The sequence below is a fragment of the Vibrio sp. 10N.239.312.D08 genome (assembly GCF_041466145.1).
GTDB lineage: Bacteria > Pseudomonadota > Gammaproteobacteria > Enterobacterales > Vibrionaceae > Vibrio > Vibrio crassostreae_C.
In genome coordinates this window covers 1-13,337 of sequence record NZ_JBFSSD010000011.1, presented here as the reverse complement: position 1 = coordinate 13,337, position 13,337 = coordinate 1, and the positions used below count along the sequence as shown (strand labels likewise).

Annotated in this window: 13 protein-coding genes; 10 read left to right on the top strand and 3 right to left on the bottom strand. The window is 43.6% G+C overall.

Annotation, left to right across the window (positions count from 1 at the left end; all coding sequences use genetic code 11):
* Positions 1 to 587: 587 nt before the first annotated feature.
* The 3 genes from AB6D58_RS08145 to AB6D58_RS08135 all read right to left on the bottom strand — a co-directional run bounded on the left by AB6D58_RS08145 (position 588) and on the right by AB6D58_RS08135 (position 3,973).
* On the bottom strand, positions 588 to 2,309 hold the full coding sequence (locus tag AB6D58_RS08145) for an ATP-binding protein (RefSeq protein ID WP_017059647.1): 1,722 nt from the start codon (positions 2,307 to 2,309) through the stop codon (positions 588 to 590).
* Positions 2,309 to 3,493 (bottom strand): FIST signal transduction protein, encoded by a 1,185-nt coding sequence (locus tag AB6D58_RS08140; protein WP_017063855.1) that lies wholly within the window; start codon positions 3,491 to 3,493, stop codon positions 2,309 to 2,311. The genes AB6D58_RS08145 and AB6D58_RS08140 overlap by 1 nt, the downstream gene beginning before the upstream one ends.
* A gap of 114 nt (positions 3,494 to 3,607) precedes the next feature.
* Positions 3,608 to 3,973 (bottom strand): hypothetical protein, encoded by a 366-nt coding sequence (locus AB6D58_RS08135; RefSeq protein WP_017059645.1) that lies wholly within the window; start codon positions 3,971 to 3,973, stop codon positions 3,608 to 3,610.
* Between the two features lie 252 nt (positions 3,974 to 4,225).
* Here AB6D58_RS08135 and ccoN point away from each other — a divergent pair, with 252 nt between their 5' ends.
* The 10 genes from ccoN to uspE all read left to right on the top strand — a co-directional run bounded on the left by ccoN (position 4,226) and on the right by uspE (position 13,230).
* Positions 4,226 to 5,659 carry a cytochrome-c oxidase, cbb3-type subunit I gene (gene ccoN / locus AB6D58_RS08130; RefSeq protein WP_009846707.1) on the top strand — a complete coding sequence of 478 codons (1,434 nt, stop codon included), beginning with the start codon at positions 4,226 to 4,228 and terminating at the stop codon, positions 5,657 to 5,659.
* Between the two features lie 11 nt (positions 5,660 to 5,670).
* Positions 5,671 to 6,291 carry a cytochrome-c oxidase, cbb3-type subunit II gene (gene ccoO / locus AB6D58_RS08125; protein ID WP_017059643.1) on the top strand — a complete coding sequence of 207 codons (621 nt, stop codon included), beginning with the start codon at positions 5,671 to 5,673 and terminating at the stop codon, positions 6,289 to 6,291.
* A 9-nt stretch (positions 6,292 to 6,300) separates the two neighbouring features.
* Positions 6,301 to 6,474: a CcoQ/FixQ family Cbb3-type cytochrome c oxidase assembly chaperone gene (locus AB6D58_RS08120; RefSeq protein WP_004733679.1), complete on the top strand. Its 174-nt coding sequence runs from the start codon at positions 6,301 to 6,303 to the stop codon at positions 6,472 to 6,474.
* Positions 6,474 to 7,448 carry a cytochrome-c oxidase, cbb3-type subunit III gene (gene ccoP, locus AB6D58_RS08115; RefSeq protein WP_017063857.1) on the top strand — a complete coding sequence of 325 codons (975 nt, stop codon included), beginning with the start codon at positions 6,474 to 6,476 and terminating at the stop codon, positions 7,446 to 7,448. The genes AB6D58_RS08120 and ccoP overlap by 1 nt, the downstream gene beginning before the upstream one ends.
* Before the next feature lie 108 nt (positions 7,449 to 7,556).
* Positions 7,557 to 8,036 (top strand): FixH family protein, encoded by a 480-nt coding sequence (locus AB6D58_RS08110; RefSeq protein ID WP_017059641.1) that lies wholly within the window; start codon positions 7,557 to 7,559, stop codon positions 8,034 to 8,036.
* Between the two features lie 5 nt (positions 8,037 to 8,041).
* On the top strand, positions 8,042 to 10,414 hold the full coding sequence (locus AB6D58_RS08105) for a heavy metal translocating P-type ATPase metal-binding domain-containing protein (protein WP_136982177.1): 2,373 nt from the start codon (positions 8,042 to 8,044) through the stop codon (positions 10,412 to 10,414).
* Positions 10,414 to 10,650 carry a cbb3-type cytochrome oxidase assembly protein CcoS gene (gene ccoS / locus AB6D58_RS08100; protein ID WP_017070549.1) on the top strand — a complete coding sequence of 79 codons (237 nt, stop codon included), beginning with the start codon at positions 10,414 to 10,416 and terminating at the stop codon, positions 10,648 to 10,650. The genes AB6D58_RS08105 and ccoS overlap by 1 nt, the downstream gene beginning before the upstream one ends.
* Complete coding sequence (locus AB6D58_RS08095) at positions 10,640 to 11,314, top strand: sulfite exporter TauE/SafE family protein (RefSeq protein ID WP_017070548.1); 675 nt, start codon at positions 10,640 to 10,642, stop codon at positions 11,312 to 11,314. Before ccoS ends, AB6D58_RS08095 begins: the two co-directional genes overlap by 11 nt.
* Before the next feature lie 86 nt (positions 11,315 to 11,400).
* Positions 11,401 to 12,147 carry an FNR family transcription factor gene (locus AB6D58_RS08090; protein WP_017059637.1) on the top strand — a complete coding sequence of 249 codons (747 nt, stop codon included), beginning with the start codon at positions 11,401 to 11,403 and terminating at the stop codon, positions 12,145 to 12,147.
* A gap of 132 nt (positions 12,148 to 12,279) precedes the next feature.
* Positions 12,280 to 13,230 (top strand): universal stress protein UspE, encoded by a 951-nt coding sequence (gene uspE / locus AB6D58_RS08085; protein WP_136982176.1) that lies wholly within the window; start codon positions 12,280 to 12,282, stop codon positions 13,228 to 13,230.
* Positions 13,231 to 13,337 lie beyond the last annotated feature (107 nt).

The following is a 13,337-nucleotide window of genomic DNA, read 5'->3' as shown; positions in this document are numbered from 1 at the left end:
CAAGCCAACATAGGTAAACAAGACTAGATGATTCGGGAGTTCGCTTGGTCTTTTGGGACCGTTAAATCTAGCGAACAAGAGTAACCAAGTCTTTTCAGTTTATTGGTAGTACGGACAATAGACCGAGAGTTAGTGGAAGCGTTAATCATCTAGGTTCTTTTGGTAAGCAAAATCAGGGTAATAGCTTTTAACACTCAACCAGCAGAGACTCTGGACTAACTTTGGAGAGGCATCCGTAATTAGAAGTCTTAATTAAGTTTGAGCAGACATGTGATAAAGCCATCACGATTTAATCCAATTAACGCGGAGTCAAAGCCAGCCAGTAATTAAATAGATAGATTCATGCGGCGCTGTACGTAAAATTACGCGAGTAACAGGCCCTGAAACCTCTCAGATTTCAATCTCCTTTTTGGTACGTATTATGTATATTATGTTAAATGGTGTTTGGTATTTATAAGGCAGGTATCTTTGTGCGATGCCCTGCCTCTTGTTTATCTACCAAATCGATGTTCTATTTAACAGTAAGGCTATTTACCATAAAATACCTAATAAACATATTTCCTAATCTTCGATTAAGAATACGTTTATTAGACTTCAAGCATTAATCGATCAATTGCTTCTGTGATCTCTTTAGTTCTTACTGGCTTGGTCACGAAATCATTCATGCCGACATCTAAGCACGAACATTTGTCTTCTACTGATGTGTGTGCTGTTAGCGCAACGATTGGTGTTTTGATGTTTGCGTCTCTCATGTATTTGGTTGTGGTTAATCCATCCATGACCGGCATCGACACATCCATTAAGATAATGTCTATTGATTCGTTGCCTCTTTCAATAAAGCCAATCGCTTCTTCACCATTACTTGCGATGAAAACCTCGTGGCCTTGTCTTGTAAGGATTAACTTTATCACCATTTGATTCGTTGGATTGTCTTCGACAACTAACACGGAATAACGGCTTCTTAACTCTCGTGAAGATTCGTCTTCTTTGTTAGCCAGATTATTCGTAACTCTAGTAAGCACTGGCAACTGTACTTCGAATTTGGAGCCTTTTCCAGGCTCACTCTTTACCGATATGCGCCCGCGCATCAGTTCAACCAGTCTTTTAGTGATGGCCAAGCCTAAACCTGTGCCACCAAATCTACGTGTGATTGTGCTATCAGCTTGCACAAATGGACTGAACAGCGACGAAAGTTGTTGCGAGCTAATGCCAATCCCTGTGTCTTCCACCGTTATATAGAAAGAGCTCTGCTGGTACTTTATAGAAACATGGACATGCCCACGCTCAGTGAACTTAATCGCGTTACCGATCAAATTAAATAGGATCTGTGCCAAGCGACTTGGGTCGATGTAATGAAGTTCACCTTCAGGGATATCGCTAGTTACTGTTAGTGGCAAACCTTTATCGTCTGCTGTCTTCTTTTGTTCAGATAATACAAAAGTTACAGTGTCTCTTACGTTGCTCCATTGAGGAGCCAACGAGAAACACCCAGATTCAATCTTAGAAAAATCCAATACGTCACTGATAATTGCCAGCAATAGCTCAGATGATGTGCTCATATTAAGCAGTATAGACTGTTGTTCTTCGTTCAATGATGTGGATTTTAGGGTGTCTATTAGGCCAATTATGGCATTTAGCGGTGTTCTTAATTCATGACTCATCATCGCGAGGAATTCAGACTTGGCCTTGTTGGCTCTTTCTGCGTCTTTTCTTGCTGTGACAAGCTCTGCGGTACGTTCTCGAACGGTTGCTTCAAGCTTTTCTTTGTTCTCAATATCGAAAACAGCACGCTCTATCAACGGTCGAAAACGGTTTAGTGTGGCCTTAGTTTCAATACTAAAGTGCTTGGTATTCGAGTGGATAAAGATGATGACGGATTGTGTTAGTCCGCTATCGATACCAGTAATTAGAACAGAGTTGATTTGATCGAGGATAATGGGATGTAAGGAATTGAATTCACCCAGAGACTTGGGTTCAAAAAGGATGGCGCATTCTCCATTGATCACTCGAGATAACTTGCCACAATCACTCCAATTCATCTGTTCGAAGACTTTGTTATTGCTTAGCAGGGTTTTGAAACTGCCTTCGTTCCCTACCCTTGATACCACGATAAAGTCATCAAACTTAATGTATTTTTTGAGCACGAACTCGAGACTGGAGAATATCTCAGATATGTTACTTGCCTTACTGATCGCAGAGATGGTTGATAAGATCACCCTGTTCTCTTCAGCCAGCTTTCGCTCACGGGCTTTTAGTTTTTGCAGTTCAATACGTGCTTCTTGCAGCGCTTCTTGACCTTCAGAACCCATTACTTTTTCAACCTATAAAACGTTGCAGACGATACCATTAAATTCCCGTGTGCATTCTCGCCACCAGAGAGCCTGCCTTGTTCACCAAACGTAAATGGACATATGTATGGGAGCCCATTAAGTGCTTGATTTATTTGGTCACAAACCTCATCCATATCTTGTTTAAGGTTCAACATTGGGCCTGCACAAAAGATATTGATCGCCCCTAGTTTCTCTTCAAGATCCATGTCGTTGTAGTATGAGGAGTGAATGATATTCGCGGCGCGGCTAATCAACTGCTGCTTAGACCCTTGCATCAGGTAGATGGTGTCGCCTTCACTGATGTCTGTGAACAGCTCAATCCCATTACACTCCGTCTCTCTGATCGAATGAGACAATTTGAAATATGGGTAATCGTAAGAAGAGCCGACTTTCCTGCCTAATGGGTAGACTGACGACTTTTCGAATATGTAGCCATCATCACTGCCATCTAAGTGGAAATTAGTCCATTCGTTGTAAACGGTGACGGCTGGCCTGTGGTCTATCTCCAACAAAATTCGGTTTCTTACTTTGGTCACGGTGCCTGAATACCGCGTAGGCGTATGACCCGCGCTGAAAGAGGAATAGATGGACTGAGACGCAAACACTACCGTTAAAGACACACCATTTATAGACAGCGACTCTTCGGTGAAGATACTCCAATTTCCGGAAACCTGGTTGTCTGCAGCACTGCCACCAATAATTGGCACTTCAGTACCAAATTTCTTATCGATAGCCGCCATCACCTTTTCTTCGTTACCCGGTGTGGAATGCAGCAAGATAAGATCAGGAATTTCACCTTCTCGGTTGGCGTTCTTGAGTGCTTTGTCTATCGCGCTGAAGGTACTGCGGTCTATGGAGTCGCTGAAATGTTCGATTCCCGTACCATAGGCGTTGATCCCCGAGTCATGAATAATGAGGACGCCAATGACTGGACCAGAATGAAAACCAGTTTCGGTCATAATGCCGTGACAAGTAGTACAGCCATGTATGGGAGTGTTCGGGAGAGCATCTACGAAATATCTCTGCACAGCGAGTGTCGAATACTCTTCTGTGCAGTAGCAAATAAGACAAGCAATATCGTCAGGGTTTTCCACCCCGCTGAGCAACTCATCTACTGCGATTTTATCGTCTAGGGAGTAAGAGACTTTTGATAGAAATTTCATAGATTCTGGGTAACTTTATTAATGCTCTCTTTATAACACTTTAATGCATTGTGTTTCACTGATTTGGTACATGTTTCTATCAAAAGAACCGAGGTGTGCCCCAGTTTCTCTCTGTTACTCCTTAGAAAGGTTTACAGAAAACGTGCTCACCTGTTGTGGAAATGTAACCGTTATTGAGGAGGTCTTATCACTAGTTTGTAACAGCCAATTTGATGGTCCTTTTTCTTCCAGAATTCCGCTTTCATTATAGCTAATGATAAATTTGCCAGTTTTAGATGTTTCGATCGAATACCCTAGGTTATTGCTTGAAACTGAAACATTATGATTATCAATACCAAATTTACAAGGTTTTGAAACTATACAGTTTACTGTTTCGTTATTATCGTATGTTACTGTTCTCCAAGTAAATGCAGCTATTAAAATAACCAACATGACGATAATTTGAACAAGCCTGCCTTTTGTTAGCTTTTGTGCCGCCATTATAATCTTTACTCCTTGTTACAAAGTTCAAAGTTTTTAAATAAAAATCCAATTCCAGACCAAGCGTAAGGTTACTACTCTGTCATTGATTTGTTAATTCAAGTATAGTGTCGCGTTGAAAATGCCACTTTTTTTTAAAATCAGCAAGTGGAAATAAAGCCCTGAATAGGCTGAATTTCCTTTTCTAATTTGGGTGGCATTACGACGTGAGTCGTGTTGGAAGTAAAGTGTAGTAAATAAGAAATTGGAAGCATGCAAATGAGCCAAGAAAAGCAGCTTGAACAAAACTACAACTATACGGTCGTCCGTCAATTTACCCTAGTTACAATTTTGTGGGGTATTGTCGGTATGGGCGTTGGTGTTTTGATTGCCGCTCAATTAGTTTGGCCACAGCTAAACTTTGATACGCCGTGGTTGACGTACAGTCGTTTACGTCCCCTGCATACTAATGCGGTTATTTTTGCGTTCGGTACAAGTGCGCTGTTTGCAACATCATATTATGTTGTACAACGTACCTGTCAGACGCGTCTCTTTGGTGGCCCTCTCGTAGCCTTTACCTTTTGGGGTTGGCAAGCGATTATCCTGTCCGCTGCAATTACTTTACCGTTAGGTTTAACCTCTGGTAAAGAATACGCAGAACTTGAATGGCCAATCGATATTGCTATTACTCTTGTGTGGGTAGCTTATGCGGTCGTGTTCTTCGGAACCATGATTAAACGTAAGACATCGCACATTTACGTAGCAAACTGGTTCTTCGGAGCCTTCATTATCACGGTTGCCGTGTTGCACATCGTTAACAGCCTAGCTGTTCCTGTCTCTGCGTTTAAATCGTACTCGATTTATTCCGGAGCGATCGATGCAATGGTGCAATGGTGGTACGGACACAATGCGGTAGGCTTCCTATTGACAGCTGGTTTCCTAGGCATGATGTACTACTTCGTTCCTAAACAAGCTGGTCGCCCTGTTTACTCTTACCGTTTGTCGATTGTTCACTTCTGGGCTCTCGTGTCTCTGTATATCTGGGCTGGTCCTCACCACCTACACTACACTGCACTTCCTGACTGGACTCAATCTCTAGGTATGGTTATGTCTTTGGTTCTGTTTGCTCCATCTTGGGGTGGCATGATCAACGGTATTATGACTCTATCTGGTGCGTGGCATAAGCTTCGCTACGACCCAATCCTACGTTTCCTAATCGTTTCTCTATCATTCTACGGCATGTCGACTTTCGAAGGCCCAATGATGGCAATCAAAACGGTTAACGCACTATCTCACTACACGGACTGGACTATCGGTCACGTTCACTCTGGTGCGTTAGGTTGGGTTGCAATGGTTTCTATCGGTTCGGTTTACCACTTAGTTCCTAAACTATTTGGTCAAGAGCGTATGTACTCTGTATCCCTAATCAATGTTCACTTCTGGTTAGCAACGATTGGTACGGTTTTCTACATTGTAGCAATGTGGATCTCTGGCGTGATGCAAGGTCTGATGTGGCGTGCAGTTAACTCTGACGGTACATTAACTTACAGCTTCGTTGAATCTGTAGAAGCGTCTTACCCGTTCTACTTTGTACGTTTCTTAGGTGGTTTCATCTTCCTATCTGGTATGTTCTTAATGGCATACAACACGTACAAAACTGTTTCTGCACCTAAAGATAGCCTTAAAGCTATCCCTCAACCGGCTTAAGGAGATTTAGAATGAGCTCAAATTCAAATAATCGCCATGAGTTGGTAGAGAAGAATGTTGGCCTACTAGCGATTCTTATCGTTATTGCTATCAGTTTTGGTGCTTTAGTAGAAATTACCCCACTTATTTTCCAAAAGCAGACTACTGAACCTGTAGAAAATCTACGTGTTTACTCTGCTCTGGAAATGGAAGGTCGTGATATCTACATTCGCGAAGGTTGTAACGTATGTCACAGCCAAATGATTCGTCCTTTCCGCTCTGAAACTGAACGTTACGGTCACTACTCTGTAGCTGGCGAAAGCGTTTGGGAACACCCATTCCTATGGGGTTCTAAGCGTACTGGTCCTGATTTAGCGCGTGTTGGTGATCGTTACTCTGATGAGTGGCACCGCGTTCACCTTATCGACCCTCGCGAACTTGTTCCTGAATCAAACATGCCTGGTTTCCCATGGCTTGCTGAGAATGTACTTGATGGCAAATTGACTAAACAGAAGCTTGAAATCTTCCGTAATCAATTTGGTGTTCCTTACACAGACGAACAAATTGCTAACGCTAAACAAGATGTTGAAGGAAAAACAGAGATGGATGCAATCATCGCTTACCTTCAATCGCTTGGCCACGCAATGAAATAAGGAATAATTATGGACATTATTACATTTCAAAGTGTTTGGACTGTTACTGTTTTTGCTTGTTTCATCGGCATCGTTTGGTGGGCTTTCGGTAAAAATCGTAAGTCGCGCTTCGACGAAGATGCAAACCTAGTGTTCGCTGATGAAGCACCTGCGAAAGATAAAAATCAAGGAGTGACGAAGTAATGAGTACATTCTGGAGTATTTGGGTAACAGTAATCACAATCGGTACATTGATTGGCTGTGCAGCCTTACTTCGTTGGTGTTCCAACGATAAAACAGGTGTAGAAGAAGGTCAGGATATGGGCCATGAATACGATGGTATTCGTGAGCTTAATAACCCGCTACCTAAATGGTGGACATACCTTTTCGTTAGCACAATTGTGTTTGCAGCTGTTTATCTAGCTCTATACCCAGGCCTTGGCAACTTTAAAGGTCTACTAGGTTGGACGAGTTCAAACCAAACAGTTCGTAGCGTAGAAGAGTCTCGCTCTGCAATCGCTGCTGCGCAAGCAAACAAACAGTTAGACGCATACGCGAAAGAACTTGATGATGCTGACACCTACTTTGGTGAAGCTTTCAGAAAGCTAGCTCACGACGAAAACGGTCTACGTTCTGTCCCTGACATTGCATCAGATGCCGATGCAATCAAAGTGGGCCAACGTTTGTTCCTACAAAACTGTTCTCAGTGTCACGGCTCTGATGCACGTGGTCAGAAAGGTTTCCCGAACCTAACTGATGACGCATGGCTATATGGTGGTGAACCACAAGCTATCGTTACTACCATCATGCATGGTCGTGTCGGTCAAATGCCAGGTTGGAAAGACGCTCTTGGCGAAGAAGGCGTAAAAGAAGTAGTTAGCTACACGCTTAGCCTTTCTGGTCGTAGCGTAAACGCACGTGAAGCAGAGGCTGGTAAAGCTCGCTTTGTAGTGTGTGCAGCGTGTCACGGTACTGATGGTAAGGGTAACCCTGCTGTTGGCGCACCTGACTTGACTGACCGCGACTGGCTATTTGGCGATTCTCGCGCTGATGTGACGGAAACAGTCATGTACGGACGTTCTGGTGTAATGCCGGCTTGGAAGGACATCCTCGGTGAGGATAAGGTTCAGCTCGTCTCTGCCTACGTCTGGAGCCTCAGCAACTCAGATAAAGAGTAACATAATAATAACAGCCCCTTCTTAAGGGGCTGTCTTTCTTTTACAGTTATAACCTTAAGTTTTTGTAAAAATTAGTTTTATTTCATTGTATATATTGAGAATAATAATATGGAACAACCTTGGTATAAGCAGTTTTGGCCGTGGTTTTTGATCTTCCTAACCGTTGGCGTTTCTATGCTAACATTGGTTCGAGTCGCGATACTTACCAACCATTCAGTTAACGTTGTCACTGAAGATTACTATAAAAAAGGTAAAGGTATTAATGTCGACATTTCGAAAGTAAATGTTGCTAAAGAGCTTGGCTTATCAGCTTCAGTTAGCGAGAAAGGTAACTCAGTTATCATTACTCTCGACAAAGGCAAACTAGACCACTTCCCTGCTATTAGCGCAATGTTCGTGCACCGAACGCTGCCTGACCGTGATTTTACTCAGCTACTGACCGCTGATGCGAGAGGCAACTACACGTTGACTCTGGACCATGAAATGCAAGGTCCATGGTTTATCGAGCTTTCGCCGCATGATTCTGAATGGTTAGTGCAAGGTCGCATGAACTTCCCTATTGATACTCCTACTCAACTAACGAACTAAAGCTTATGTGTGAATCCTGTTATCACTGCGGTGAAGATGTACCAGCGGAAACGGATTTTAAAGTAGAAATCTTAGGATCGGTGCGACCTATGTGTTGTCCGGGTTGCGAAACCGTAGCCCAGACAATCGTTGATAGCGGTCTGGTCTCTTACTACCAATATCGTACCGCTCCAGCTGAAAAAGCGGATCTCGTGCCAGAGCAACTTCTGGCACTCAGTCATTACGACAACGAAGATGTTCAATTGGAGTTCGTCCGTAACTCTGAAAACACCTCTGAAGTGACATTGTCACTAGAAGGTGTCTCTTGTGCTGCTTGTGCTTGGCTTATTGAAAAGCAAGTCTCTTCAAAGTTAGGGGTTGTTAGTATTCGTGTTAATACCACGACTAACCGCGCCCTGCTCAGTTGGGACAACACTCAGACGAAACTGAGCGAGCTGTTGTCTGCAATCCATACCTTAGGCTACAAAGCCGCACCTTTTGAGGCTGATCAACAAGAAGCCGCCTATCATCGATCGATGAAGAATTATCTCTATCGTCTTGGTATTGCTGGTTTAGCAACCATGCAGGTCATGATGCTGGCTGTGGCGTTGTATCTTGAAGTCTTCGGTAACCTTGAGCCCGAATTCAAAAGCTACTTCCGTTGGGTGAGCTTAATCTTTGCAACACCGGTTCTGCTCTACTCTGCATTGCCTTTCTATATCAACGCGTGGCGTAGCCTCAAAGGTCGAACATTGGGTATGGATGTACCTGTGTCGATCGCTCTTTTGTTTGCCTACGTTGCAAGTTTGGTCGCAACGGTGACAGAGAAAGGTGAAGTATTCTTCGAATCTATCTCGATGTTTACCTTCTTCCTACTGCTTGGTCGTTTCCTTGAAATGCGCGCTCGTCGTAAAGCCGCCGCTGCTAGTGGTAACCTGCTTAAGCTCGTTCCTGCTATGGCAACAACGTTAGATGGCGAACAAGTTCCAGTCAAAACCTTAAAAGTTGGCGACCAAATTCGCGTTCTACCGGGTGAGCACATTCCTGCCGATGGCAAAGTATTGTCTGGCAGAGTTCATATCGATGAATCGATGCTGACTGGCGAATCTATCCATGTGGTCAAAAACGAAGGCGATACTGTCTACGCTGGTACATTGAATGGTGATGAGTCGTTTGAACTGGAAGTGATGACATCAAAAGCGGATTCGGTGATTTCCAATATCGTTCGCCTGCAAGACGAAGCGCAATTGTCTAAACCCCGCATTGCAGAAATTGCTGATGTTGTGGCTCGATACTTTGTTGCGGTGATCTTAATCATCTCATTCGGTACTTGGTTTTACTGGCACCAAACACGACCAGAAGACGCTTTCTGGATCATGCTTTCGGTATTGGTCGCAACGTGCCCTTGTGCTCTGTCACTTGCAACACCGACGGCGATTACTTGCTCAACGTCTCGCATGGGTAACTTCGGTATTTTGCTGCGCAAAGGCCACGTATTCGAAACCTTGTGCAAAGTAAATCACTTGATCATCGATAAAACAGGTACATTGACTGAGGGTGATATTCGTATCAGCCAAGTTGAAACCTTCGCTGAACTTGATAAAGACACTTGTCTCAAAGTAGCGGCGAGCCTGGAACAACACGCTAACCACCCTATCGCTAAAGCGTTTAAGACTCATATTTCTGATGATATCGAAGTAGAGTCTGTCAATAACGTAATTGGTTCAGGCATCACTGGTGAGTGGAACTGCCAAGAAGTTGCGATTGGTAGTAGCGAATTCATTCTAGGCGAAGCTCAACCATCGGAAAGCAACGGCATTTACTTGTCGATGGCGGGCCGTCATATCGCGACGTTCACTTATGAAGATCCCATTCGTAAAGAAAGCATCGAGTTTATTAAGCAATTTAAAGAAGCGGGCATCAAAACAACTCTACTTACTGGCGATTCTTTGATCAATGCGAAGCCTGTTGCTGAAGAGATCGGTATTACTGATATTGTTGCTAACGCGAAACCTGAAGATAAACTTGCTTACTTGAACTCTCGAGATGCAAGTGACATTACTATGATGGTTGGCGATGGGATAAACGATGCCCCTATTCTTGCGGGTGCTCACCTTTCTGTCGCTATGGGCGGCGGTACGGATGTGGCGAAAGCCTCTGCGGATATGGTGTTGTTGGGTGATAAGCTTGATAGATTACTTAAGTCGCGTACTTTGGCGTTAAAAACGCGTAAGATAATTCGTGAAAACCTAGCATGGTCATTGGGATACAACCTACTCATCCTTCCATTGGCCGTTGCGGGTTTGGTTGCTCCATACATTGCCGTTGTGGGCATGTCTGCCAGCTCTATTATTGTTGTGTCTAACTCGTTAAGGCTTTTAAAAGAGCAAGGTAAATAATGGAAAGTTTATACATTCTGATCCCCATTGCGATTGTTCTGGTGTGCATCGCTGTTGGTATTTTTCTATGGGCGGTGAAGAGCGAACAGTTTGAAGACCTAGAACGTCAAGGTCACAACATTCTGTTTGATGAAGACGAAAAGGCTCACAACCATTCTGATAGCAAACCTGTCAAGAATGAGAAAGCTAACGGCGAGAGCCAAACTAACGTAGACAAAAAGAACGATGACGCCTGATTGGATCGGAGCCTTTGTTGTTGGATTGATCGGCGCAGGTCACTGCATGGGAATGTGTGGTGGTATTGCGTCGCTTCTTTCGATTGGCAACAGTAAACCTTCCCCTGTTATTCCCCTACTTTATAACCTAGGGCGCTTGCTAAGTTATGCCGTGATTGGCGGTGTGATTGGCGGTGCAATCTCTTCGATAGGTCAGCTAAGCGATTTTAACGCTCTGCTAGGTTGGCTGCGATTATTTGCTGCTGGCTTCATGATCGTCTTAGGGTTGTATATCGGTAAATGGTGGTTCGGCTTGTTGTTCTTTGAAAAAGTCGGACAGAAGCTATGGCGTTATATCTCTCCTTTAGGTAAATCATTTCTACCCTTGAAGCACCCTAGCCACGCTTTGCCGTTTGGCTTTATTTGGGGTTGGCTACCATGTGGCTTAGTTTACTCAATGCTTACGTGGGCGGCCGTATCAGGAAGTTGGTACAACGGTGCAGGTATTATGCTTGCTTTCGGTTTAGGGACGCTCCCAGCGATGCTGACGGTTGGTATGGGTGCTAATTTCCTCAAGAAACTGCAACAAGCTGACTTATTTCGCCAACTAGGCGCAATTTTAATCCTCATTTACGGTTTCTATACCGGTTATATGGCACTACAGCTCATTATTTATACCGTATAGCCATTCTTTAAATCCGGTTTTTTTACTACCCAACTGGATAAAGGAATGCTAAAATATTGACGTATATCAAATAGTGAAAGATTGTTATGATTTCTGAAAAGCCTGTGACGAAACGTGTTCAGTCTGGTGGCTGTGCGATCCATTGCCAGGATTGTAGTATTAGCCAGCTCTGTATTCCGTTTACTTTGAATGAATCTGAACTCGATCAACTTGATCAGATCATTGAGAGAAAAAAGCCTATTCAAAAAGGCCAAGAGTTATTTAAAGCCGGTGACGAGCTTAAATCTCTATATGCTATTCGCTCTGGAACGATCAAGAGCTACACGATTACCGAGCAAGGTGATGAGCAGATTACTGCATTCCACCTAGCGGGCGATCTTGTTGGCTTCGATGCGATTACTGGTGACCAACACCCTAGTTTTGCACAAGCGCTAGAAACTTCTATGGTATGTGAAATCCCATATGAGATTCTTGATGACCTATCAGGAAAAATGCCTAAATTGCGTCAGCAAATTATGCGCCTGATGAGTAACGAGATTAAAGGTGACCAAGAAATGATTCTGCTTCTTTCTAAGAAGAACGCGGAAGAGCGTCTTGCTGCATTCCTTTACAACCTTTCGACTCGCTTCTCTCAACGTGGCTTCAGCCCGCGTGAGTTCCGCCTAACGATGACTCGTGGCGATATTGGTAACTACCTTGGTTTGACTGTTGAAACAATCAGCCGTCTTCTAGGTCGCTTCCAAAAAGCAGACATCTTGAGCGTTAAAGGCAAATATATCACTATCGAAGATCACGATGCGTTGATGGAACTTGCTGGCGTTTCAAAAGAATAGTCTAGATATCAATGATGTAGTTCAATAATGAGCTACATCATGTTTCTCTCTTAAAACCTCTTATATTTCTCTTAATCTCTCCATAACTACGCTACATTATTTATATGTTCGGTCTGAAAAGTAGGCTTAGTTATGAGTATCTATAACAAAATTTTAGTTGTCGCAGACATTAATCACGATGAGCAACCTGCTCTAGTTCGTGCTATCCAACTTGCTAAGAAAAGCACCTCAACAAGCCACATCACTTTCTTTTTGTCGATATACGACTTCTCGTATGAAATGACATCTATGCTCTCTATCGATGAAAGAGACGCAATGCGCAAAGGCGTAATTCACCAACGCGAAATTTGGATGAATAAAGTCGCAGAACCTTACCTAGATGATTCTATTGAATTTAATGTACAAGTGGTTTGGCATAACCGCCCGTACGAAGCGATCATTGCTGAGGTTTACAGCGGCGAGCACGACATCTTAATCAAAGGCACGCGTAAGCACGATACCTTGGAATCTGTCATCTTCACTCCAACCGATTGGCACTTATTGAGAAAGTGCCCTAGCCCAGTGCTATTGGTTAAAAACAATTTCTGGCCAGATCACGCGAAGATTTTTGCTTCAGTTCATGTAGGTTCTGAAACAGAAGCTCATTTAGAGCTTAACGATACGATGGTCGACAGATTGCTAGAGATCACCGGTCGTTTGGATGCGGAACCGTTCTTGGTGAATGCCTACCCAGTGACACCTGCGAATATCACCATTGAACTGCCAGAGTTTGACCCAACGTCTTATACTGACGCGGTTCGTGGTCATCACTTAACGGCAATGAAAGCATTGCGCCAGAAGCATGGTATGTGTGAAGAACAAACTGTGGTTGAGCAAGGCTTGCCTGAAGATGTTATTCCTCGCGTCGCTTCTGAAAATAACGCTGCGATGGTGATTCTGGGTACAACGGGTCGTACTGGCTTGTCTGCCGTATTTATTGGTAATACAGCGGAACATGTTATCGACAAGATTAACTGTGATGTGTTGGCTCTTAAACCGTCTGGTTACGTGAGCCCATTAGACCCTAACCTTTCGAAAGGTTAAGTCATAGAAAAGTTTAACTTATAAAAAAACGCCTCAAGCATTGCTTGAGGCGTTTTTGTTGTGCGCCGAGCATGGCGTTGATCTAGGAGGTGAAAGTCCTCTACGGG